The organism is Paenibacillus sp. QJM3NY_38 (genome assembly GCF_056173265.1).
The window spans coordinates 6667505-6691031 of record NZ_CM149665.1; the positions used below are offsets into that span (position 1 = coordinate 6667505).

The following is a 23527-nucleotide window of genomic DNA, read 5'->3' on the forward strand; positions in this document are numbered from 1 at the left end:
TAATAAGTTCCAGCACGAATGTTCCAAGCCTCAGCTTCCTTCCGTCCGGCTGCTCCGGAATCCATGTTGGACAAGCTTGAGGCGAACCGATGATTGTTAATTAACTTCCTTAAGGAGATGATACAGCGTTATGGATATTACGATTATTCTTGGCATTCTCGCCGGCTTGGCCGCGTTGATCGGAGGGTTTTTATGGGAAGGCGGGCATCTGAGCGGCCTGCTGCAAGGTGCGGCGGCGCTTATCGTATTCGGCGGCACCATCGCCGCCGTCATCGTCAGTTTCCCCGCTACCCGGCTCCGTACCATCCCGGCTGCCCTCAAGCTGGCCTTCGGTCGCAGCAACCGTTCGTCGGACGAGCTGATTGACGCCATTGTCAATATGTCGGTTACAGCCAGAAGAGACGGGGTGCTGGCGCTGGAGCGCATCTCGGCCGATCACGAGGACCCGTTCCTGCGGGAAGGCATGCAGATGGTCGTGGACGGCAACGACCCGGAAATGGTTCGTCAAATCCTGGAGCTCGATATCAATGCCGCCGAGCAGAAGCACGAAGGATATGCCAAAATTTTCGAGTCCGCCGGGGGATATGCTCCTACCATGGGGATCATCGGTACCGTCATGGGATTGATCCACGTGCTGGGCAGTCTGCAAGACCCAACCGGTCTCGGACCTTCGATCGCAGTCGCGTTTACCGCCACTTTATACGGTGTCGCGAGTGCCAATATTATCTTTTTGCCCATTGCGTCGAAGATTAAAGCACGTTCCGAAGAAGAAATTGCAAATATGGAGCTGCTGCTCGAAGGAATTATGGCTGTTCAGAACGGAGAACACCCGCTGTTGGTTCGTAAAAAGCTAGCCTCCTTCGCTTCCGCAGGCACCACGGACATTCCGTCCTCAAGGGGGATCGCGCATGAGACAGCCGAATAGACGGCGCCGTCATCGCAAGCAGGCGGAAGGCGACCAGCGCGAACGCTGGATGATCACCTATGCCGACCTGATTACGCTGCTCCTGATCTTTTTTGTGGTGATGTATGCCATGAGCCGGCTCGATACGGAAAAATACAAACTCGTCACCCAATCCCTGCAGGCCACCTTCCAGAGCGGAGACAGCATCCTGGAGATGGGCTCCGGCATTAGCGGCACAGCCGATACGGAGAACCATAAGAATCCTCCGCCGAAGCCTGCTGCCGAAGAGGAGGGCAACGAGGATAAGGATACGGCGGCGGAACCGCTAACCGAGCGGGAGCTCGCTTTCCGTGCCCAGGAGGAGGAGCTGGCGAATTTTATGGGGCTCATTCAGCAATACGTGAAGGACAACCAGCTCGAAGAGGATATCTTCATCGCGGACGAGCCGCAAGGGATTGCCATTACGCTGAGCGACCGCTTCCTGTTCGATGTCGGCAAGGCCGAGCTTAAACCCGGAGCCGCTCCGGTTCTGGGCAAATTAGCCAGCCTGTTCAGCGATTTAAACACCACGGTGAGCATCGAGGGGCATACGGACAATGTGCCGATCGGCCGCCACTCCAGCTACAAGGACAACTGGGAGCTCTCCGGTGCCCGGGCGATGTCGGTGCTGCGGTTCTTCCTCGATAACAGCAAGCTGGACCCGGAAGGCTTCCAATACGCAGGCTATGCCGATACAAGACCAGCCGCGGATAATGCGACTGCCGAAGGCAAGCAGAAGAATCGGCGGGTTGAAATTACCGTTCTACGACAGCTTAAGGAGTAGGAAGAGGCGTCATGCGGCAAAACCCGCCTCCCTGCCCTGCCTTGCCTCACGAAAACCCTTATCCCATCGTCACCTATAGTAAATAAGCGCCCGGCAGACTGAATGGACATGCATTCAGATCTGGCCGGGCGCTTTCGTTTTTTTTCAAAAAAATGATTCGATCACTGACAACTTTCCTAAGAGCCATGCGGTATCCAGCATACCCGTTTATGCGCCGTGCCCAACTCCGCTCTCGCTTGGCCGCAGGATAGCAGAACCGACGGCAAGCAGAATGATCGCCATCAAGCCGAGAACGGCCAGCGGCAGGGCGATATCGGATAAGGTGCCACCGGTGGCCGCTATCTCAACCGCCTCAATGGCCCATTTTTGCGGGATGAAGTTGGCGATTTTCTGCATGAACTCCGGCATGATGGCAAGCGGCCAGAAGCACCCGCCCAGCATACAGGTCGGCGTGACGATCATGGAATTGATCATGGCCGCATTCTGCCCGTTCCGGATCAACCCGGCCACCGTGCTTGCCACGCCTAACGATACCAGCATAAAGGCCATCAGAATAAGGAAGTGCAGTAATAAAGGAACTCCGTAATCGTAACGGAGCACATACCGGCTCAGCACAAGCACGATGATCACCTGCAGCGAGCCGACCACCAAGCTGCCCAGAAAATTGCCTAAAGCAATCTGATAGGCACGCACTGGTGCCGTGTACATGCGGGACAGCGTTCGCTGCCTGCGGTCATCGATCATCATCGAGACCACGCTGGAGATGAGGGTCATCATGAACATCAGGGTAAAACCCGTTACGTTGGATAGGCCTGGCTTGGCGTACAGATTCAAATCCGTGACCTCCGTATCCACCCGATTCATTGCGGATTGCTTGAGCACATCTTGCAGCATCAGCATTCGGTCAACATCCGGCTCCGAGGTTACCCGGATCAAAGCAGCTGTGCCGCTCAGACGTGTGACCGCAGAGTCTGCCGTCATTCGTATCATCACCGAAGCCTCCGAAGTTGAGACCTCGTATATCTGAACCAGCGGCTGCTGTCCTTCAATCAACCCATCGCTGAAGCCCTCCGGTATATAAACGCCTACGGTGCTTTTATTCTCCACCAAGTCTTCTCTCAGCGTATTCTCGGATTCGGACTCCTTGAGTACGTATTGGCCGCTGCGCTCCAGCTCATTCATCAGATACTGACCTGCCGGGCCTTCATCTTCATTCACATATGAGACCAGGATGCTTGCAGCCGAGGTCTGCCCCAAGAGAAACACCGTCAAGGTAACGACCACGCAAGGAACCAGCAGGTAGACGATCCAGCCTCTTTTTCGCCCCAGCGTGCGTCGCACCATATGCCAGGCAATGGTTAGGCTATGCATGGTATCCCACCTTTCTGTACGTAATCATGGCTGCAGCTGACAGAGCTGCGGTAATCGCCGCCAGCATGCCGAGGCAGGTGACGATCAAGTGCACGTCGCTGTTCAGCATCATCCGCAGCATGCTCTGCATGGCCCAATGGTTGACGGTGAAGGAAGCGATCTTTTGGAAAAACTCCACGGGAAGCGGCATGAATCCCCCGCTCACAAATGTCATGGCGATAATAATCGCCTGCATCAGCCCCCTGGCTCCTGCCGCCGTTGAGGAGACCAGGGTGATAAACGTGGCAATGGTCATGGACGATAATGTGATTAATACGCAGACAACGATAAGCAGCAGGGGGTGGGGCCCCCATTTCACGCCGTACAGCCACATGGAACCAAGCACAATGGCTGCTGCCTGTACAAGCGTGATCAGACTGCAGCCGATAATTTTACCGGCAAATACGGTTCCGGGGGTGACGGGTGCGCTTTGCAGGCGATACAGGGTCCTGCTTTCCCGCTCTCCCAGCAGGCTGCTGCTTGCCATCAGACCCGAATACAACAGAAACATAATCAGCATGGAGGCAGCGTAGTATTGGGCTGCTGAATATGTGGCTCCTTTCTCGCCCAGTTTCCCGATGGTTACGTTCGGGCCAGACGAGGTTTCCACAGATGCTGCCGCTTGAGCCGCAAGAACTTGATCTCCGCCCATAACGATAACCTCAGCCTGTTTGTGATTGGCATCTGCGATAAAGGTCTTAAAGATCGTGTCTGCTACCAGGTTGAGATTACGGTCTCTTCCGGGCAGCAATTCAAGCTTCACGTCCGCCCCCTGGCCCATCCGTTCATCAAAGGATGCGGGGATCACCACCGCGTAATCGACCTCGCCCCTGCGCTGCTTTCCTTCAACCTCTTCACGGCTGGCTGCCATCTCATGAACGAGAATCTCCTGGATCTCCGGCGAGCCGGTTAGAGCCTGAATACTCCCCGGCAACTGGCCTCCATCCGCAGCATCCAACACAAATCCCACTCTGACCGATGGCTGTTTAAATTCCTGATCGTTGCCGAACCAGCCCGAGAGCGCGTTTCCCAATATAAAAATAAGGATGAGCGGCAGCAAAAACTGGTTGATCAGCACCGTTCGGCTGGTAGCCATCCGCTTCAGCTCAAACCAGGCGATAATCATCGTATTCATCTTCGGTATTCCTCCTTCATGGATTCCTCTGCACGTGTCCCTTATGATCAATCGCGAAGCGTGCGCCCGGTCAAGCTGAGAAACAGCGTTTCAAGCCCCGGCTCCTCGCACTGCAGGGAGCGAAGCGTCGTATGGTGTTTACTGCAGATGAACAAAATATCCTGCAGCTCATCCTGAGCTGACGGGACATAAACTTCGATCTCATTATCATTCTGCGTGACGCGCCGAACGCGCGGGTGAATGGTTAGCTCCTCCACCATTTCCGGTGTGACCCCATCGGCAGTAAGAATGATTTTTTCCTCATGCGCAACGCGTGCCCGAAGCTCCTGCTGCGTCCCGCAGGCGATAACATGGCCTTGATCCATAATGGCCACCCGATCACTGATCGCAGCAACTTCCTCCATGTAATGACTAGTATAAATAACGGTAGAGCCCATGCGGTTCAGCGTCTTCACGGATTCCAGGATATGATTCCGGGACTGTGGATCAATCCCTACCGTAGGCTCATCCATAATGATCAGCTTCGGACGGTGCGTGATCGAGCATGCAATATTCAGTCTTCGTTTCATCCCCCCGGAGAAGGTGGACGGCTTTTCCTTCGCCCGATCCTGCAGGCCGACAAACTCCAGCGCCTCTTCCACTCGTTCCTTCAGAAGATGGCCGCGCAGTCCGTATAATTTTGCAAAAAAAGCAACATTGTCCCAAGCCGACATCTCTTCGTACAGAGCCAGATCCTGCGGCACCAACCCGATTCTCCGCTTCACTTCCAGCGGCTGCTCTTCAATCGAGATGCCGTCCACCTTGATGCTGCCCTGATCCTTGGGAAGGAGTCCACAGATCATATTGATGGACGTGCTTTTGCCCGCCCCATTCGGTCCCAGAAGCCCAAAGATTTCCCCTTCGTTCACTTCCAGGTTCATATGATCCACCGACAGCTTGTTTCCATATCGTTTCACGACATCCTTCATCTGCAGAAAGACCGCCATCTTCACCATCTCCATTTCTCAAATCTCTCGTATCCATTTGTTGATTTTTATTCTATCTGGAATCGCCGGATTTTTAAGGTAGAAGAAGTCACTTTATAGGGTGACGAAAGTCATCTCCTTACTGAAAACATCCATGTGATATAATGATGCCAATGGTTTGAACGGTTTGATTTCACTAAGGAAAAGGGTTTGATCGCACGTGACATCCCCACTCACCTATCTAAGGTATGGCTTCATTCTCCTTCCGGCCGCCGCGGACATCTTTTTGCAGCAGCTCGATGATTACGGGGCATACATGGTGTACATATTGCTGTTTCTGGCGATTTCGGTGCTAAGCCGCTTTTTGCCATCGCCTACTTATCTGAAGGCAGCCGCTCTGCTGGAAATTTCACTATCTCTGTGGCTATGCCATCAATACGGCTTCATGATGGTGTTCCTATCCATCTCCACCCTATGTGTTTATTTGCCCTTGTTCGAGCGGCCAGGCAGGCTATGGGCGGCGTTCGGTCACCTCCTGCTGCTCAACATGGCTATTATCGATTACGATGCGCTGCTGTTGACGACCGCCAATCTGTTGTTTCTGTTCATGACGGTAACGTTCAACCACATCCATGAAATGAAGCAGAAGGAAGCGGATCATATTCAGTTATACGACGAGCTGAAAAGACTGCATTTCCAGCAGGACGAGGCCGGCAGACAATTGCTGCAATTCGCTCATCAGGTAGAGAGTGCGGCGCAGGCAGAGGAGCGCAACCGGATCTCCCGCCAGCTGCATGACGACATCGGCCACCGGCTGATTCGCGTTAAAATGATGATGGAAGCAGCCCTCCTCACCGTTCCGCATGATTCCGCGCGCGGCATGGATATGCTCCGTCAAATCCGTGACCAGCTGGGAGAGAGCATGGAGCAGATGCGAACGGCCGTGAAACAGATGAATCCGGTCCGGCGGATTACAGACGACTATTCCCTCGATCGGCTCCTGGAGGAGACAGGCAGGCAGACCGGGATCGAGACCGAGCTTATATTACAGGGTTTTCCCTATCCGCTCTATCCCAGTCAACAGGTGGTGTTATACAAAAATGCCCGTGAAGCTATCACGAACGCCATCCGCCATGGCGAGGCTAAACGGGTCCAGATCATCCTGCATTACGGGGAACAGGACGTCCGGATGGAGGTTTCCAACGACGGTGCAGTCCACAACCCGGCAGGCGACGAAGCTTCACCGAACCGTCAAGGTATCGGAATGAGTGGCATGCTCGAACGAACCCAAGTGGTGGGTGGAACGCTGGAGGTACGGAGAACCGTGCCTTTTACCGTCATCACCCGGCTGCCTGTCTACCGGAAGCGTGAAATTATGTAATTTAACAAGACGCAGTATCTTATTTTATCGAAAAGGTCGTGGACATCCATGATATCTGTTTTAATTGTAGATGATGATCCGTTCATTCGGGAAAGCTTGAAACTGCTGGTGGGGATGGACCCGGATATCGCAGTATCGGCTGTCGCAGAGCACGGAGAGGAAGCGCTGGCTTTGTTGGAGGAGGGACTTCCTGTCGATGTCGTGCTCATGGACATTCGCATGCCGGTATGTGACGGCGTAGAGGGAACGCGGCGGATTCGTGAACGTCACTCGGATGTACGAGTGCTTATGCTGACCACCTTCGATGATGATGAATATATTGTCGAAGCTCTGCGGAACGGGGCCAGCGGTTATCTGCTGAAGAACATTCCGCCGGACCGGATCATCCAGGGGATTAAAACAGTGAATGACGGAAACATGCTGATTCATCCCGATATCGCGCGCAAGCTGACCGGCATGCTTCGTCCAACGGCGCAGCCCGCCCCTAAATCTGCTGAGCTGGAACAATTCGGACTGACCCCGACCGAGAAAAAGGTTGTCGTCCTTATTGCGGAAGGTCTGTCCAATAAGGAAATTGCCGGACAGCTTTATTTAAGTGAAGGTACCGTCAAAAACTATGTCACCGAAATCTTGGGAAAGCTCAATCTTCGGGACCGAACGCAAATCGCCATTTTTTATTTAAAAAAAGTGCAGGGCTAACTCCATATACAGCATTTTGCAACCAAAAAAGCGGGTCACTGTCCGATATAGGACAAAGGCCCGCTTCCAGTATCATGAAGAATGGAAACCTGTTTCTTCGGAACCGCCGGTCGTTGTGCTGCCGGAAGAACTCCGCTTGCTGCGAATATGAAGTTTATTCGCCAGCAGCGTGATCAAGCTTACCGGCTTCAATCTCACCGCTATACCATCTCTCGGATCAGGCGCCACGATAGCTCCCAGCTGATGATGATCCCCCGCGTAAATCGCACGCTGCAGGAACTTGCTCTCCCCTTGATGATTCTGAACCTCCAGCTTACAGAAGGCCGAATTCTGACGAAGGGCGCTATGCAGCTGTTCCTTACTATGAATCAGTTTACCGTTCACCTTCAGAATCGTCTCTCCGGCCAGAATGCCCAGTTCGCTTGCCGGACTATTCGGAAGCACCGCGAGGACGCGTAGTCCACGAATCGGATGCACAAAGATCGGACTGCGCTGCTGCTCTTCATAACGGCTGTACCACACCAAGCCCTCGTGCAGCAGTAATGCCGCTAGTGCAGCCACGATAGTAAGCGGTGTCCACCACTCGGCAAGCAGGCTCAATGCCAGCACAATCGCTCCATAGAAAATGAGCCGCTTCGATGTGATTCCTGCCTTCTCCTGCGGGAGCATGCTCTGCGTCATTTCCCCGAAGCCAATCACGACCGGGAGCGCCATCATGGTAAAGCCTGTGCTCCAGGCATCACCGCCGAAGAATGGCGTCCAGGGCAGTACGCTGCCTCCGCTTACCGCCGGAACAAGGAGGAACAAGGGCAATGGCCAGAAACTCTGCATATGATAGCCGCCAACGAGCTTGCCACGCTTCCCCTCAAGGAACAACGGTGTAGCAAAACCCGAACCCTGTATCCTGACAAGCAAGGCTTCGGCAAAATGCAGGACGGCGGATAAAGCCAGCAGCGCGGGAATGTCCAATCCAACAATCGTTTTGGTTACTTGACTGATCCAGCCATCCGGCTGCCAATTCGGAAACCAGCTTAATCCAAACTGAATGATCCCAAGAAGGCCGATGGAATAAGCAAAGCATAAGTACCGGATATGAAAGAGCATCAGGATCAGGGAAGTCACCCATATGCATATAATGGCTTCCAGGCTTAAGGATATCCCGAGGAAGGCCACAACGATGGACACGCCGATTCCTGCCAGCAGCCCGCCCAGAAACGTTCGCCATGTCTGCAACCCCCAGGAATGCAGCTTCACATGGAACAGCTTACGCTCCACCAGCACCTGCCTTCGGTAAAACAGCATCACAAACAAAATCGAAATATAATAAAAGGGCTGCGTCAGCAGTTGTATGCCTGCATCTATCCCATACAAAAGCAGTTGTTTCAATGTCTCCAACAGCTTGCCACGCTCCTTTCAGCTTCAAGACGCTTCAAAGCTTATACTTTCTAATACTTAAAAGAAAAAAAGAAGGCTAACGTTCAGCCTTCTTACTTGTTCGACGCCTGAGCGGCGATTTCCTTCCGAACCTCGGCAATTCCGCGATTCATTTGATTATCCTCTTTCGGATCCTGAATCTTCTCGATCAATGCGGCTTCCAACGCCTCGGCTGTGGCACCGTTAAGGATACCGTCCGCTTTCAGCTTGTGCTTGCTCTGGAAGCTCTTGATCGCCTTCTCCGTGTTCCGGTCGAAATAGCCATCGGCACGCCCAGTCTTATAGCCAACGGCTTCAAGCATGATCTGCGCGTTCTTCACATCCGTGCTATTGGTGTCGTACGTATAGGTTTTCTTCTTATCGATTGGTGCAACGGTAAAGTATTCCGGCTGTGACACCTGAATATCCGGCTCAATTCCCTTTTCATGGATCCAGGTACCGTTTGGTGTCAACCATTTGGCAATCGTTACCTTGAGCAGGCTTCCATCGCCAAACTGCTTATCAAAGCTCGTTTGCACGGTTCCTTTACCGAAGGAATGCTCACCCATCAAGGTAGCTCCCGCCGATTGCTGCAGTGCGCCCGCCAAAATTTCGGAAGCGCTGGCGCTGCCCTTGTTCATCAGCACCGTAATCGGATAGGATTTCGCCTCACCGTTCGAAGGATGCTTCTCCCGCTTCTTATTCTTATCCTCTACCTGAACGATCAACTCGCCTTTAGGTACGAACTGCTCTGCAATGTCAATGACAACGGACAGCACGCCGCCTGGATTGTTCCGGACGTCGATCAGCAGTCCCTTCATGCCCTGGCTTTCCAGCTTCTCGAGTTCTTCCTTAAAGCGTTCGCCTGTATTCAGCGAGAATTGGGAGATCTCAATAACGCCGATTCCGCCCTTCTCCATCCGTGCCGATACGGTTTCCAGATCGACGTCATCACGAACGATAACATACTCGATCGGCTGCTCGGAGCCAGCACGCTTGATCTGAAGAACGGCCTTGGAGCCCTTCGGACCGCGAATCTTGTTGACGGCCGCGTTCAGCTCAAGGCCTTGCAAGGATTCGCCATTGACTGAAAGGATGGTGTCCTTCGCCCGAATGCCGGCTTTATCCGCGGGAGATCCCTTGATCGGAGACACAACGACCACACTGCCATCTACAGAGGACACCTCCGCGCCAATCCCCGAGAAGGAGCCCTCGATGCTCTCTTCAAACTGAGCTGCCGTTTCTTTTCCCATATAGTTGGAATATGGATCCTCCAGCGCTTCCATCATCCCATTGATGGCGCCGTCGATCAGTTTCGACCGATCGATATCCTTGTAATAATTGCTTTCGATGAGGTCAATTGCTGTCCCCAGTTTTTTCGCTTCAGACTGCTCCAGCCCATTCCTGTTCGCTATACTGGCCAGCAGCCCCTCACCGTCTCCAGTCTGGCTGGGAGCGGGCAGCTGGGTCAAAGCCATCGTTAACAGCACGCCGCATAGCATGGCAGCTATGACCAGAAAGACAGCCGTTCGTTTTTTCAGCAAGTACTTCACCGCCTTTGTACGTTTCAACTGCTACACACACGGGGAATCCCGTCCACCTAGTATATGATTGGCTTGCCGGGAATATTTATACAGCGGTCTGAAGGTTATATGGTATAAGTCCTGAAATTTTGTTACAGATAAGGCGAAGGATTCACCGGCGATCCATTGACACGAACCTCAAAATGAAGATGCGGTCCTGTGCTCTGACCCGTGGAGCCTACTTCGGCAATCTTCTGCCCTCTGGACACCTTGTCGCCTTCACTGACTTTAATGCCGCCGTTGCGGATATGTCCATACAAGGTCCATACGCCGCCCCCATGATCAACAATAACACAGTTTCCGTAACCGCTCCACCACTCGGCCAAAATGACCGTGCCGCTCTCGGCTGCGCGGATTTCAGTTCCCTGCGGAGCGGCGAAATCCTGGCCTGTGTGCATCTTGCCGACTTCACCCGTTACCGGATGGACCCGAGGCCCATAACCGGAGGACAGTCTGGCCCCGGAGACCGGAATGGCGAATGGTCCGCCGTTCCCCGTATATCCCCCGCCGCCTTTACTGCCGCCGAGGGTAGTCGCCTTGGCTCTTTTCGCCGCAGCCGCTTTGGCAGCCGCCGCTTTACGTGCAGCTTCCTCAGCCGCAAGCTTATTCTTTTCCTTCTGCAGATCCGAACGTTTGCTTGCCAGGGCAACCAGCATTCTATCCTGCTCTTCGGTCAAGATGTCCGCATCCTCAATTTCCTGATCATACTGGGCCAGTAGTACGCGCTTCTCCTGTTCCTTCTCGTTCAGGATGCTCTTGCGGTCCTCCATTTGGCCATACAGATCCTTAGCGGTTGCATACTGTCCTTCAAGTTCCTTCTTCTTGTCAATGACCAGCAGCTTGTCCTGCTTATGCTCCACCAGCAAATCCTGGTCCTGGTTAACGATCGTCTTCAAGGAATCCGCACGCTCAATAAAATCGCTGAAGCTGGTCGAGGAGAGCAGCACATCCAGATACGATACTTGACCATCCATATAGATGAGGCGAATTCGGGATTCCAACAGCTTCTCTCGGGAGGCGATGCGCTCCTCCGCCGCTTCAAGTTCCTTGGTCGTTTTTCTCAGCAGATCCTCTGTCTCCTCGATCTTCATGGAGATTTTGGTCAATTCATTGCTGACGATGCTGATCTGCTCCAACACATATTTCAGATTCTTCGTTGTTTTCTTCTTGTAATGCTGAGCTTCTTGTTTATTTTCCGCTGCTTTGTTCTTCTGCGCCCGAGCTTTCTTGACCTGCTCCTGAAGCACTCTCAGCTCTCGATCTACATCGGCTGAAGTCTTCTTCTCGGCTTGTCCGACGGTCGGTTGGATCATAACAGTGGCCAGTAATAAGGCTGCTACTCCTGCGGCGATCTTCTTCAAGTTTCGCTCCCCATCCTTTACCTTGTTTTATACTTTCAAAAATTTACGTATCGACATGGTGCTTCCCCAGATGCCGATGACAATGCCCAGCCCAACAACAATGGTGCCGATCGGCAGCCACAAATCTCCTAGAGGGATTAAACTTTTGGCTAACGTCAAATCCGTTTGCGATGCGGCGTACAGGCGGTTGTAGCCTACAAACAACAGCGTGACCGTCACAATGGAGCCCATCAGGCCGATCATCGCGCCTTCCACGAAGAACGGCCAGCGAATGAAGTTGTTGGTCGCGCCGACAAGCTTCATAATGCCGATCTCGCGGCGACGGGCCAAAATCGTAACCCGAATGGTGTTCGAGATCAGGAACATGGACATCAAGCCGAGTCCCGCTACGAAAATAAAGCCGATATTCCGCACCGTCTTCGTAATCTTGAACAGGGTTTCTACCGTGCCTTCCCCATACTTGACACGCAGGATCGGCTCCTCCGTATACTTCTTGTTCAGGGCGGTAATCTTGTCGGCAACAAAACCGACCGTGGTCGGTTCAATAACGGAAACCTCGAATGCATCCGGAAGCGGATTCTGGTCCGCCTCGCTGAAGCCTTCCACCCATTCCGAGCCCAGGCTTTCCTCAAGCTCCTTCATGCCCTCTTCCTTGGACACGAACTTGATGGCGCTGACCTCCGGCATGGCCTCGAGTTCACCCTTAATGGTCTCGCGCAGCTTCTCATCCACGTTGAGATTTAAGTACGTATTGATTTGCACATTGCTATCTGCTTTATCGGCTAAAGCGTTCACATTCATGACTAACAGCATGAAAACGCCCAGTATAAACAAAGACACCACGATGGAAGTGACGGATGCGACCGACATCCATCCGTTCCGGAAAACGCTCTTCGCCCCTTCCCGCAAGTGCCGCAAGAAGGTTCTAAAATTCATACCCGTAATCTCCTCTCTGCTGGTCACGGACGATCTGTCCGTGCTCAATCGCAAGAACGCGTTTACGCATGGTGTTCACGATATCCCTGTTGTGGGTAGCCATTACGATGGTGGTTCCCCTGAAATTGATTTCATCCAGCAGCTGCATGATGCCCCACGAGGTTTCCGGATCCAGGTTACCTGTAGGCTCGTCCGCAATAATGACGGAGGGGTTGTTCACAATCGCTCTGGCGATTGCGATCCGCTGCTGCTCCCCGCCGGAGAGCTGTGAAGGCTCGCGGTTCGCCTTGGCTTTCAAGCCCACCAGCTCCAGCACCTCCATGACCCGTCTCTTGATGAGACGCTGCGGCGCTTCGATAACCTCCATGGCAAAAGCTACATTTTCGTAAGCAGTCAGCTTGGGCAGTAGACGATAGTCCTGAAAAATAACCCCGATATTTCGGCGAACATAGGGAATTTTGCGCTGCTTCAGCTTCCCGATATTAAATCCGTTAACGGAAATTTGCCCCTTGGTAGGCACTTCTTCTCTATAGATAAGTTTCATAAACGTCGATTTGCCCGCACCTGACGGTCCGACAACATAGACGAATTCATTTCGATTGATTTTGACGGAAACTCCTTGAAGCGCATGAGCGCCGTTCGGATAAGTCTTCCATACGTCCTGCATTTCGATCACTTCATCACTTCCCAATCCTTAATTAGCCATTATACTTTCGACAGTTTCCATCGAATTCCTTTAAAATCCATGAAAAATCCTCACGACATCGTCTATTGTAACAAATTTGTTACCTTTTGAGTACCCGAAAGTTTAAGCCCACCGTGACATATACATGAACAAGTGCATGAACTGCGGCCAATACGAAGTTAAGAAGGTGGTTTCGAATGAAAAAAATTCATCTTGGTCTCATCATTGTCATCAGTTTCGGTCTTCTCCTCTCCGTCGGCTTCGGTCTATTGACGATGTACGTGAACCAGAAGGAACTCCCGAAGGGGGTGGTTCTCTCCGGTTGGCAGGTAGGCGGCAAACCATCAGACGAGGTGCTGTCGGAGCTGGATCAACGGCTGCAGACGATGACAGCGTTGAAGGTGGAGCTGCAATCGGACGCGCTTAAGGGACACACGGAAAGCTTCACTCTCCGAGAGGCCGGAGTTCAATTCAACGCAGCCGATTTTCAGGAGGCTATCGCCAGGTTGTCCGAAGGATCACTATGGGATCAAGTTCTATACCGGCGTAACTTTCAGCTGGAATGGCATATATCCACGGACTGGGATCGCGATGTGTTAAAAGGGAGGCTGAGCGAAGAGTGGCAAAAGGAACGCTTCGGGGAACCCGTCAATGCGGTACGGAGCATATCCGAAGATGATGTTGTCCGGTACACTCCGGAGAAAACGGCATACCGCATCGATTGGCCGGCATTCTATGAAGGGTTTGGCGCTGTGCTCCCGAATGAGTCTCACTTCACCGAGCCGAATCCCGAAGAGATCATTACGGTTTCGCTGCCTCTCATCCGTCAAAAGCCCTCCGTTACCGTAAAATCGCTGCAGGATGAAGGGATTGAACGCAAAATCGTTGAATTCTCCACCAGTCTCGGATCCAGCGGGCCTGGACGCGTTCATAACGTGACCGCCGCTGCCAAATCCGTTGACGGCATGATCCTAAAGCCCGGCGATGAATTCAATTATGCTCATATTATTGATACCGCGAAAAAGGAATACGGCTTTGAAGAAGCCCCTGTCATCGTGAACGGCAAGCTGGTCCCCGGAATCGGCGGCGGAATCTGCCAGGTATCCAGCACGGTGTATCATGCCGCCCTGCTGATCGGACTGGAGATCACCGAAAGGCGCAATCATTCCCTTCCGGTCAGCTACCTGCCCAAGGGGCAGGATGCCACCTTCGCGGAAGGGGCGATCAATTTCCGTTTCCGTAACAATACAGGCAAGCATCTGCTTATTTTATCGGAAGTATCGCACGGTAATTTAACGCTGAAGATGTTTGGCACCTTTCCGGAAAATACGGAATATGAGCTTGTGTCCACCACCGTTGAAACCTTGCCTTCGCCAGAGAAGGTCATTCACAATAACTCGCTGCCGCCAGGTCTCAAGCAGGTGGTTCAGAACGGGAAGCCAGGCTATGTGGTTGAAACCTACCGAACCAAGAAAGTAAACGGCAAGGTTGAAGAGAAGATTAAAATATCCAAGGATACCTATCGCCCCCAGAGCAGCATCGTTGCCATCAATCCGACAAGCGAGGTCCAACTGCCGGAAGCGAATGATACACCGAAGGAGGAAGTGGTGGAGGACGGTATCAGCGCACCGTAAACCTGGAGATAAAGTTGAAAACATCGACGTCCACTCTATCAATTCCGTTCTGCGGCAAAAGCCTTGAGGATTTTCGATTGGTCATACCAACGTAGTAGAAACATGGAACAGCCCGGATTCGCGAATAGAACCGCGAATCCGGGCTGTTTGCCTTGCCGCTATTTAGTGTAAGACATCGATTTTATAAAAGGTCCCTACTTCTGCCATGGCATCTGCGCTGAAGGCCTCGTATATTCCATCTGTTCGGCCTAAGGCCTGAACGTGGGGAGGATCGTTTCCCCCTTAAAACCGCCTGGACGCTCTGACCTCGGCTTCCGGATGCTGTGACAGTTCGTCTCTGTACTCCACTTGCCGAATCTCGCAGCCTTTGCCTAGGATCACCCGATTACCGCGGACGATATCAGCTTCGACATACTCGAGATCTAGGACGTCCCCTTCAATAATACGAGCCTCCAGACGTGTTCCCTTTAAAGACAAGGACAGCATTTCCCAGAGCCGCTTCCCTTTTTTGCGAACCGTTATTCGATCTCCAACGATTTCCTGTGCAAGGCAGTGACCCAATACTCGGATATCCGCTGTTCCAACATGCAGGCGGCCATCGATTTTAAAGCCTCCCTGGAACGTGGCGAATTCACTCCGTACGTCACCATGGCTTCTCAGGTGTCCGGTCACCTCAAGCTTCTTCGATTCGGAATCTCCGTGAACGCTGCAATGCCCCCCGATGTAGATGGATCGGCTGCGCAATCCTTCCTTCAAGCTCAGGCTGCCGGCTACATTCAGCTCCTCAGACTCCACGGCCCCCTTAATGGTTCCCGAACCGTTCACGCGAATCGTACGCGCAGCGACGGCGCCATTGACGCTCATCGTTCCATTGCCTATCAATTCCCGGCAATCCAGATCTCCATTTATCTGCCCAGCACCGTCAATGCGTACCTTGTCGTATTGGCCGCCGCTTGAACTTCCGGTTCCCGTAATCTTCAGATCGGATAGCTTGTCGTCATGTGGTATCATGAGTATCCTCCATATTCACAAAGTAATCACTATCTATATCTAAACTGCTTCATCACAACAATTACCTTAATAAATGTCCACCCTCCACCTGGTGGAGCCATAATCTCCCTCTAAGATACCACAACCCCGCTAATCATAGAACAGCCCGATGGCTGAACTTCGCCTCGGTCTCAAGACCGAGACGAAGTATGCATCTTATCCCATCCATTACAATTCCGGCCCGAGCAGCCTTTATATCCCCGAGGATTAGCGAGGTGGCCAAACGCAGCAGACTGTACATCCGTTCACGCCCGCAGAAGCTGGTTCAGATTTGCTTGGAGGAAGGGAGATCGATTGTGATATGATTTAAATAGACTCGTCTTTTCGATCTCACATTTACAAAAGTGAAAGGGGATACATAACATGGCTCTTATGCAATGTCACTTCTACTCGGAGGTACTCGGTCTCAGCACGTCCATGACCGTTATTCTCCCTCAGCAAACCTCTTCGCAGATCGGTATGACCAATCATGCCAAAAAGGGGCTGCATCCGACGCTCTTCCTGCTGCACGGCCTGTCCGACGACGATTCCATCTGGCTGCGCAGAACCTCCATCGAACGCTATGTGGCCGAGATGGGCATTGCCGTCGTTATGCCGCAGGTGCACCGCAGCTTCTATACGGACATGGAATACGGCGGCAAATACTGGACCTTCATCAGCCAGGAGCTGCCAGCCATTGCCCGTTCCTTCTTCCCGTTATCCCACGCGAGAGAAGATAACTTCGTCGCTGGCTTGTCCATGGGCGGATACGGGGCATTCAAACTGGCCCTTCGCTGCCCCGAAGCCTTTGCCGCAGCTGCCAGTTTGTCGGGCGCGCTCGATATGGCGGGTCATGTCCGGAGGAATGAGGCCTTGTTTGAACATCAATTAGTCTACGGAGATCAAGATATTACCGGCACCGACAACGACTTGCTGTGGCTGCTTCAGGAAGTCGATCGATCAGAGGGGCCTAAGCCGCTGCTGTATCAATGCTGCGGAACCGAAGACTTCCTCTATGAAGACAATCAAGCATTCCGCAAAGCGTGCGAAGAAACCTCCTTCGACCTCACCTATCTGGAAGGCCCAGGCGGTCATGATTGGGGATATTGGGATACTCACATTCAGGATGTGCTGAAGTGGCTTCCGTTGAAAGCCTGATGAATAAAGATATGCATGCAATCCTACGGGCGGCAGTTGCCCCTCTATTCGGTTTATCCGTGGCAATGGAGTACGCCGCCTCTGCGATTCGTCCATACTTTTCTGATATCTTAAAAAAGGTGGATCGGCAAATGTAATGTTTGCCGGTCCACCTCTATTTTTTCACGCTGCGAATTCTGTATCGTTACTCTGCATTCCCTTGACGGAGACCCAGCCATTCATCCGTAACCTGTAGGGTCTGCACGCTGCGGTCAATGGCTGCCTTCACCTGCTCGGTTGCCGTGCCGCCGTAAACGTTACGCGCATTGACCACCGTCTCCGGTTGAAGCACGCCATAAATGGAGTCGTCGAACAGCTCCGAGAACTGCTTGAACTCATCCAGCGTCAGGTCCAGCAGATACTTGTTGTTCTGGATGCAGTACAATACGGTCTTGCCGATCACTTCATGCGCTTGACGGAAAGGAAGCCCTTTGCCGACCAGGAAGTCCGCGATGTCGGTTGCGTTGGAGAAGTCGGTATTCACCGCTTCGCGCATGCGCCCTTTGTTGACCTTCATCGTGGCAATCATCGGAGCAAACAGCTGCAATGCGCCTTCCAGCGTAGCCACCGTGTCGAACATGCCCTCTTTATCTTCCTGCATATCCTTGTTATAAGCAAGCGGCAGCGACTTCAGCACGGTGAGCAGACCCATCAGGTTGCCATATACCCGACCGGTTTTGCCGCGGACCAGCTCTGGTACATCCGGATTCTTCTTCTGCGGCATAATGCTGCTGCCCGTACAGAACGCATCATCCAGCTCGATGAAGTTGAACTCGGTGCTGCTCCAGAGTACCAGTTCCTCGCTCAGGCGGGACAAGTGCATCATGATGATGGAAGCATCCGAGAGGAATTCCAGAATGAAGTCGCGGTCGCTGACCGCATCCAGACTGTTCTCGTAAACGCCGTCAAACCCAAGCTGCTCCGCCACGAAATGACGGTCGATCGGGAACGTCGTCCCCGCAAGCGCGCCTGCCCCGAGCGGCAACACATTAATGCGCTTATAGCTGTCGATCAGACGGTCGATATCCCGCTGGAACATAGACACGTAAGCCATCAGATGATGCGCAAACAGAATTGGCTGGGCACGCTGCAGATGCGTATAGCCCGGAATAATCGTGTCCAGGTTATCCTTCGCTTGCCCGATTAATGCGGTTTGCAGCTCATGCAGCATGCCGGTCAGCGCCACCACGCGGTTACGCAAATACAGATGCATATCCGTAGCCACTTGATCGTTACGGCTGCGCCCTGTGTGGAGCTTGCCGCCGACAGGTCCGATTTCCTCGATCAGATTCTTCTCGATGTTCATATGGATATCCTCATCCGAAACGGAGAACTCGATGCTGCCCTCACGGATGCGCTCCAGCACCTTGTTCAAGCCAGCCTTGATCGTCTCCACATCTTCGGCCGGCACGATGCCGCATTTGCCCAGCATGGACACATGCGCAAGGCTTCCCTGGATATCCTCCTCAGCCAGCTGCTTATCAAAACCGATGGATGCCGTATATTCCTCTACCAATGCGTTGGTCTGCTTCGTAAAGCGTCCGCCCCATAACTTGCTCACAACACTTGCCCCTCTCTGTTTAAGGCAGAGGGCCGCTTCCCGCTTAAGAAGTCCCATTGATCCCGGTTACGCGAGAATCAACGGAGCTCCCTTGCATGAAAACGGCCTTCAGCCTGTTCATTATTGTAAACTTATTGATTCTGGTTCACGCCGGTTGCCACTTTCAAACGCAGTGCGTTCAAGCGGATAAAGCCGGTCGCATCGCCCTGATCATAAGCTTGCGTTGGATCGGCTTCCATCGTAGCGATATCCGGGTTGTACAGACTAACCGGACTCTTTACGCCTGCGCCGATAATGTTGCCTTTATACAGCTTCACGCGCACCGTACCGGATACGTTCTTCTGGCTCTCGGTTACCAGGGCCTGCAGTGCCAGACGTTCCGGCGCAAACCAGAAACCGTTATAAACCAAGGTGCTGTAACGGGTAATCAGGCTGTCGCGCAGGTTCATCACTTCGCGGTCCATCGTGATGGATTCCATTTTGCGATGAGCGGTGAACAGGATCGTTCCACCCGGCGTCTCGTAGACACCGCGGCTCTTCATGCCTACGAAACGGTTCTCCACCATATCCACGCGACCGATGCCGTGCTTGCCGCCCAGCTCGTTCAGCTTCTCCATCACTTGCAGCGGGCTCATCGTTTCGCCGTTCAGCGCAACAACATTCCCTTGCTCAAACGTAAGCTCGAGGTATTCCGCCTCGTCCGGCGCATCCTCAGGCGATACGCTGAGCAGGTACATATCCTTGCTGTCCTCTGCGCTTGCATCGAACCAAGGATCCTCCAGCACGCCGCTCTCATAACTGATATGGAGCAGGTTGCGGTCCATGGAGTAGGATTTCGCCGCGGATGCCGTTACCGGAATGCCATGGGCTTCTGCGTAAGCGATCATCTCTGCGCGACCCGGGAAGGAGTTACGGAACTCCTCGATGCGCCAAGGCGCGATTACTTCAATGTCCGGTGCCAAGCCGGCTACGCCAAGCTCAAAACGGACCTGGTCGTTCCCTTTGCCCGTAGCGCCGTGCGCAATCGCCGTCGCGCCTTCGGCACGAGCGATATCCACCATGCGTTTGGCAATCAACGGACGCGCGATGCTGGTACCGAGCAGGTACTGCCCTTCGTACATGGCACCCGCCTGGAACATCGGATAGATGAAATCTGTTGCAAATTCGTCGCGCAGATCATCGATGTATACTTTGGAGGCGCCGGTCGCCAGCGCTTTTTCCTCAAGTCCGTCCAGCTCTTCCTTCTGGCCGATATCGGCCGTGAAAGCAATGATCTCCGCATCGTAAGTTTCTTTCAGCCATTTCAGAATAACGGACGTATCCAGGCCACCGGAATACGCCAGCACGATTTTTTGTTTTGCCATCGTTAAACTCCCTCTCTTTGTTACTAACAACCCTGTCGTTCATTATACTAAAGATAACGTCCATTGACGCATTTTCATAGAGAATGTTCGCTTGCCATCAACGGCATTATGCCATCAAAGCAACCATCAAAGCCTTCTGGGCATGGAGACGGTTCTCGGCCTGATCAAAAATGACGGAATTGGCACCGTCGATCACGCCTTCACTGACCTCTTCGCCCCGATGGGCCGGGAGACAATGCAGGAACAAGTAATCCGGCTTCGCCGCCTTCACAAGCTCCTCATTCACCTGGTAGTCCGCAAACGCAGCCTCCCGCTGTGCCTGCTCCTCTTCAAAGCCCATGCTTGCCCATACATCCGTATAGATCACGTCCGCATCCTTCGCGGCTTCGATCGGGTCTTGCGTAATCGTAATTTTGCCACCCGTTTGCGCCGCGATTTCCTCGCTCAGCTTCACGATGCTGGCATCCGCCTCATAGCCCTTCGGACTGGCTACGGCCACATGCATGCCCATCTTGGCACCGCCAATCAGGAGCGAATGCGCCATATTGTTGCCATCGCCGATAAAGGCCATTTTGAGACCTTTCAGCTTACCCTTGTGCTCCAGCACGGTCTGCAAATCGGCCAGCACCTGACATGGATGCGCCATGTCGCTCAGGCCGTTGATAACCGGAATGGAGGCATATTTTGCCAGGTTGACCACGTTGTCGTGCCCGAAGGTACGGATCATCAAGCCGTCCAAATAACGGGACATCACCTGAGCCGTATCGCTGATCGGCTCGCCGCGTCCGAGCTGAATATCGTTTTTACTTAAAAAGAGTGCATGTCCGCCCAGCTGGAACATCCCAGCCTCGAATGAAACCCGCGTCCGCGTGGACGACTTCTCAAAAATCAACCCGATCGTCTTGCCTTTCAGCGGCTGATAGACTTCGCCGTTCTTCTGCTTGCGTTTGATCTCAATTGCCGAATCAAGCAAGAACTGAATCTCTTCCGTCGAGTATTCGTCCAGCTCGATCATATCCCGCCCTTTCAGGCTTAATTCCTTCACTTGTCCGCTAGTGGCCATATTCTCCAGTCCTCCTTAACCATGCTGTTATTGTCCAAAATGTCACTGCACGATTCTTCTATGCTTGGCTAACCGCCGTATGCTCATGTATAAGTTCCGTAACAATCGATACCGCCTGGTCGATCTCTTCTTTAGTGACGTACAGATTCGGAAGCAGCCGGATCACATTCGGTCCTGCCGTTACGAACAGCAGCCCGCGGCTCTGCCCTTTCAGCACCAGCTCGCCAACCGGCTCAACGCATTCGATGCCGATCAGCAGACCTTTACCCCGGATCGCCTTCACAAAGGGATGACTGCCGAGGCTCTCATTCAGCTCCGTCATCAAATATTCTCCGGCTTCGGCCGCACGCTGCGGCACATTGTCCTCCAGCATCGTTTCGATAGTGGCCTGGATGACGGCGCTCGCAATCGGCGTGCCGCCAAACGTTGTCGCATGGCTTCCTGCCGTGAAGGCTTCGCGCAAGTAAGCTTTGCCCAGCATCGCGCCGACCGGGAATCCGGAGCCGAGCCCTTTGGCCACAGTAAAGATATCCGGCTCAATGCCGTAATGCTCATGCGCAAACAGCTTCCCGGTCCGGCCCATGCCCGTCTGCACCTCGTCCACGATCAGCAGCAGTCCATGCTTCTTGCACAGCCCGGTGACGGCTTGAAGGAACTCCGGCTCCACCGGATGCACGCCGCCTTCCGCCTGCACCATTTCGATCATGATCGCAGCGGTGTTATCGTTAATGGCCGATTCCAGTGCCGGAAGGTCATGCAGCGGAACGCTCTTGAAGCCTGCCGGAAGCGGAAGGAAACCTTCCTTTACCTTATCCTGGCCGGTGGCCGTCAGCGTAGCCAGCGTCCGTCCATGGAAGGACTGCGTAAACGTAATGACCTCGTAGCGCCCCGTTCCCTTCACCTTCTGATGGTAGCGGCGCGCCAGCTTAATGGCCGCTTCGTTCGCTTCCGCCCCACTGTTGCAGAAGAATACCGCATCCGCGCAGGTGTTCGCTGTCAGCAGCTCGGCTGCTTTTTCCTGACCGGGAATGTGGAACAGGTTCGAGACATGCCACAATTCATCCAGCTGGGCCTTCAGCTTCTCTTTCACTTTTACCGGGGCATGGCCGAGGTTCGTTACCGCCAGGCCCGCCATAAAATCAAGATATTTGTTGCCTTGAGCGTCCCATAACCAGCTTCCTTCCCCTTTGACCAGGGCGATTGGGTATCTGGCGTACGTTTGGAATAACGAGCTTTCATTAGCGGCTTTGATGCCGCCTGCTGCTTCTTTTCCCATAGCCTTCACACTCTCCTTTGCATTTGGCATAGCTTCGTGTTTCACGTTTGAACCGTCCTACGATATGAATATCCATTAAGCTTAACCAGCACTGCGAATTCGGATCATTCCTCCGATCCCTGTTGCCCACAGATTTTTATGGAATCATGTAATCAAGGATAAATTCCGTGGACAAAGGGGCCCGCTTCGCTTCTCCGGAATGATTCCGCCTTCTCCGTTGAAGTTTTTTTATAGTTCCGGTTTGAATATCAAACCGTGCCTTATTACATCCGCACGATGCGTGTTCCCAGCACTTCTCCGCCAAGCACTCGGCTCAGCACGTTCGGCTCGCTTCCGTCCACGATGACAACCTCGCTCACTTTGCCGTGGATGCAGCTGATGGCCGCTCTGACCTTCGGTATCATGCCGCCGTAGATTTCGCCTGTCCCGATCATATCCTCGATCTCCTGCACGGTCACGGTTGGAAGCACCCGCTTCTCGCCGCCCGATCCCTTCATGATCCCGGGTACGTCGGTGACTACGATCATCCGGCGAACCCCCAGGTGAGAGGCAACGGCACCCGCCGCCGTATCGGCATTAATGTTGTAGCGCTGACCGGACAGATCCACCCCAATCGGCGCAACCACCGGCATGTATCCCATCTCCAGCACGCCGCTCAGGATGGATGACTTCACGAACGTAACGTCGCCGACCCAGCCGACCTCCGCGTGGTTCGTCACCGGTTTGGCCTCGATCAGCCCGCCGTCCGAACCGGATAAACCGATGGCAGAGCCGCCTACGCTTTGAATCCGTCGTACGATCTGCTTATTGATGGTGCCCGCAAGCACCATCTCCACAACGTCCAGCACATCCTCCGTCGTCTTGCGCAGCCCGTTCACGAACTCGGTCTCGATGCCAAGCTTCTCCAGATTGCCGGAGATCGCGGGTCCGCCACCATGAACGATAACGGGATTAACTCCCTTTTGCTGCAGATTCTTCAAATCCCCGAAGAAGCTGTCAGGAAGGGCTGCGAGCGTACTACCGCCGCATTTCATCACGAACGTATCCGCACCTGATGTTTGAACCGGCAGCGTAACCTTTTGATCGATCGTGCTCTTCATATCCGTCT

20 protein-coding genes are annotated in these 23527 nt (G+C 53.4%); 6 read left to right on the forward strand and 14 right to left on the reverse strand.

What is annotated here, in order from left to right:
* Positions 1–130 precede the first annotated feature (130 nt).
* Both AC0VZ8_RS31050 and AC0VZ8_RS31055 read left to right on the forward strand, forming a co-directional pair.
* Positions 131–925 (forward strand): flagellar motor protein, encoded by a 795-nt coding sequence (locus tag AC0VZ8_RS31050; protein WP_475485352.1) that lies wholly within the window; start codon positions 131–133, stop codon positions 923–925.
* Entirely contained in the window at positions 909–1727 is an 819-nt protein-coding gene (locus AC0VZ8_RS31055; RefSeq protein ID WP_475485353.1) for a flagellar motor protein MotB, read from the forward strand. The genes AC0VZ8_RS31050 and AC0VZ8_RS31055 overlap by 17 nt, the downstream gene beginning before the upstream one ends.
* Before the next feature lie 207 nt (positions 1728–1934).
* Here the strand turns inward: AC0VZ8_RS31055 and AC0VZ8_RS31060 are convergent, their stop codons facing one another.
* The 3 genes from AC0VZ8_RS31060 to AC0VZ8_RS31070 are packed head-to-tail and all read right to left on the reverse strand — an operon-like array spanning position 1935 to position 5267.
* Positions 1935–3098: an ABC transporter permease gene (locus tag AC0VZ8_RS31060; RefSeq protein ID WP_475485354.1), complete on the reverse strand. Its 1164-nt coding sequence runs from the start codon at positions 3096–3098 to the stop codon at positions 1935–1937.
* Entirely contained in the window at positions 3091–4272 is a 1182-nt protein-coding gene (locus AC0VZ8_RS31065) for an ABC transporter permease (RefSeq protein WP_475485355.1), read from the reverse strand. Before AC0VZ8_RS31065 ends, AC0VZ8_RS31060 begins: the two co-directional genes overlap by 8 nt.
* A 47-nt stretch (positions 4273–4319) precedes the next feature.
* The gene (locus tag AC0VZ8_RS31070; RefSeq protein WP_475487790.1) at positions 4320–5267 is read right to left on the reverse strand and encodes an ABC transporter ATP-binding protein; all 948 of its coding nucleotides are present in this window, start codon (positions 5265–5267) and stop codon (positions 4320–4322) included.
* Positions 5268–5457: 190 nt separating this feature from the next.
* On the opposite strand from AC0VZ8_RS31070, the gene AC0VZ8_RS31075 reads away from it, so the two are divergent.
* The gene (locus AC0VZ8_RS31075) at positions 5458–6618 is read left to right on the forward strand and encodes a sensor histidine kinase (protein ID WP_475485356.1); all 1161 of its coding nucleotides are present in this window, start codon (positions 5458–5460) and stop codon (positions 6616–6618) included.
* 48 nt (positions 6619–6666) lie between these two features.
* Positions 6667–7317, forward strand: coding sequence for a response regulator (locus AC0VZ8_RS31080; RefSeq protein WP_475485357.1), 651 nt, complete (start codon positions 6667–6669; stop codon positions 7315–7317).
* 72 nt (positions 7318–7389) lie between these two features.
* On the opposite strand, the gene AC0VZ8_RS31085 is transcribed toward AC0VZ8_RS31080, so the two are convergent.
* The 5 genes from AC0VZ8_RS31085 to ftsE form a co-directional block, all read right to left on the reverse strand.
* Positions 7390–8712 carry a PDZ domain-containing protein gene (locus AC0VZ8_RS31085; RefSeq protein WP_475485358.1) on the reverse strand — a complete coding sequence of 441 codons (1323 nt, stop codon included), beginning with the start codon at positions 8710–8712 and terminating at the stop codon, positions 7390–7392.
* A gap of 92 nt (positions 8713–8804) precedes the next feature.
* Positions 8805–10274, reverse strand: a complete 1470-nt coding sequence (locus AC0VZ8_RS31090; protein ID WP_475485359.1) for a S41 family peptidase — start codon at positions 10272–10274, stop codon at positions 8805–8807.
* A gap of 131 nt (positions 10275–10405) precedes the next feature.
* Positions 10406–11674, reverse strand: coding sequence for a murein hydrolase activator EnvC family protein (locus AC0VZ8_RS31095; RefSeq protein WP_475485360.1), 1269 nt, complete (start codon positions 11672–11674; stop codon positions 10406–10408).
* Positions 11675–11701: 27 nt separating this feature from the next.
* Positions 11702–12610 carry a permease-like cell division protein FtsX gene (ftsX, locus tag AC0VZ8_RS31100; protein WP_071219773.1) on the reverse strand — a complete coding sequence of 303 codons (909 nt, stop codon included), beginning with the start codon at positions 12608–12610 and terminating at the stop codon, positions 11702–11704.
* Positions 12600–13286 (reverse strand): cell division ATP-binding protein FtsE, encoded by a 687-nt coding sequence (gene ftsE / locus AC0VZ8_RS31105; RefSeq protein ID WP_394059638.1) that lies wholly within the window; start codon positions 13284–13286, stop codon positions 12600–12602. The genes ftsX and ftsE overlap by 11 nt, the downstream gene beginning before the upstream one ends.
* Positions 13287–13492: 206 nt before the next feature.
* Here ftsE and AC0VZ8_RS31110 point away from each other — a divergent pair, with 206 nt between their 5' ends.
* Complete coding sequence (locus AC0VZ8_RS31110) at positions 13493–14929, forward strand: VanW family protein (RefSeq protein WP_475485362.1); 1437 nt, start codon at positions 13493–13495, stop codon at positions 14927–14929.
* Positions 14930–15211: 282 nt separating this feature from the next.
* Here the strand turns inward: AC0VZ8_RS31110 and AC0VZ8_RS31115 are convergent, their stop codons facing one another.
* Positions 15212–15940: a bactofilin family protein gene (locus AC0VZ8_RS31115; protein ID WP_475485363.1), complete on the reverse strand. Its 729-nt coding sequence runs from the start codon at positions 15938–15940 to the stop codon at positions 15212–15214.
* Positions 15941–16342: 402 nt separating this feature from the next.
* On the opposite strand from AC0VZ8_RS31115, the gene AC0VZ8_RS31120 reads away from it, so the two are divergent.
* Positions 16343–17116, forward strand: a complete 774-nt coding sequence (locus tag AC0VZ8_RS31120) for an alpha/beta hydrolase (protein ID WP_475485364.1) — start codon at positions 16343–16345, stop codon at positions 17114–17116.
* Between the two features lie 184 nt (positions 17117–17300).
* Here the strand turns inward: AC0VZ8_RS31120 and argH are convergent, their stop codons facing one another.
* The 5 genes from argH to argB form a co-directional block, all read right to left on the reverse strand.
* The gene (gene argH / locus AC0VZ8_RS31125; protein WP_475485365.1) at positions 17301–18716 is read right to left on the reverse strand and encodes an argininosuccinate lyase; all 1416 of its coding nucleotides are present in this window, start codon (positions 18714–18716) and stop codon (positions 17301–17303) included.
* A gap of 131 nt (positions 18717–18847) precedes the next feature.
* Positions 18848–20080, reverse strand: coding sequence for an argininosuccinate synthase (locus AC0VZ8_RS31130; protein WP_194539897.1), 1233 nt, complete (start codon positions 20078–20080; stop codon positions 18848–18850).
* 106 nt (positions 20081–20186) lie between these two features.
* Entirely contained in the window at positions 20187–21143 is a 957-nt protein-coding gene (gene argF / locus AC0VZ8_RS31135) for an ornithine carbamoyltransferase (RefSeq protein WP_194539898.1), read from the reverse strand.
* 58 nt (positions 21144–21201) lie between these two features.
* The gene (locus tag AC0VZ8_RS31140; RefSeq protein WP_475485366.1) at positions 21202–22419 is read right to left on the reverse strand and encodes an acetylornithine transaminase; all 1218 of its coding nucleotides are present in this window, start codon (positions 22417–22419) and stop codon (positions 21202–21204) included.
* 263 nt (positions 22420–22682) lie between these two features.
* Complete coding sequence (gene argB, locus AC0VZ8_RS31145; protein WP_475485367.1) at positions 22683–23519, reverse strand: acetylglutamate kinase; 837 nt, start codon at positions 23517–23519, stop codon at positions 22683–22685.
* Positions 23520–23527: the final 8 nt, after the last annotated feature.

Excerpts from the sequence above, each read along its gene's own strand:
- AC0VZ8_RS31050 (WP_475485352.1), top strand. The coding sequence starts at position 131 with ATGGATATTACGATTATTCTTGGCATTCTCGCCGGCTTGGCCGCGTTG.
- AC0VZ8_RS31055 (WP_475485353.1), top strand. The coding sequence starts at position 909 with ATGAGACAGCCGAATAGACGGCGCCGTCATCGCAAGCAGGCGGAAGGC.
- AC0VZ8_RS31060 (WP_475485354.1), bottom strand. The coding sequence starts at position 3,098 with ATGCATAGCCTAACCATTGCCTGGCATATGGTGCGACGCACGCTGGGG.
- AC0VZ8_RS31065 (WP_475485355.1), bottom strand. The coding sequence starts at position 4,272 with ATGAATACGATGATTATCGCCTGGTTTGAGCTGAAGCGGATGGCTACC.
- AC0VZ8_RS31070 (WP_475487790.1), bottom strand. The coding sequence starts at position 5,267 with ATGGTGAAGATGGCGGTCTTTCTGCAGATGAAGGATGTCGTGAAACGA.
- AC0VZ8_RS31080 (WP_475485357.1), top strand. The coding sequence starts at position 6,667 with ATGATATCTGTTTTAATTGTAGATGATGATCCGTTCATTCGGGAAAGC.
- ftsX (WP_071219773.1), bottom strand. The coding sequence starts at position 12,610 with ATGAATTTTAGAACCTTCTTGCGGCACTTGCGGGAAGGGGCGAAGAGC.
- AC0VZ8_RS31110 (WP_475485362.1), top strand. The coding sequence starts at position 13,493 with ATGAAAAAAATTCATCTTGGTCTCATCATTGTCATCAGTTTCGGTCTT.
- AC0VZ8_RS31115 (WP_475485363.1), bottom strand. The coding sequence starts at position 15,940 with ATGATACCACATGACGACAAGCTATCCGATCTGAAGATTACGGGAACC.
- AC0VZ8_RS31120 (WP_475485364.1), top strand. The coding sequence starts at position 16,343 with ATGGCTCTTATGCAATGTCACTTCTACTCGGAGGTACTCGGTCTCAGC.
- AC0VZ8_RS31130 (WP_194539897.1), bottom strand. The coding sequence starts at position 20,080 with ATGGCAAAACAAAAAATCGTGCTGGCGTATTCCGGTGGCCTGGATACG.
- argF (WP_194539898.1), bottom strand. The coding sequence starts at position 21,143 with ATGGCCACTAGCGGACAAGTGAAGGAATTAAGCCTGAAAGGGCGGGAT.
- AC0VZ8_RS31140 (WP_475485366.1), bottom strand. The coding sequence starts at position 22,419 with ATGGGAAAAGAAGCAGCAGGCGGCATCAAAGCCGCTAATGAAAGCTCG.
- argB (WP_475485367.1), bottom strand. The coding sequence starts at position 23,519 with ATGAAGAGCACGATCGATCAAAAGGTTACGCTGCCGGTTCAAACATCA.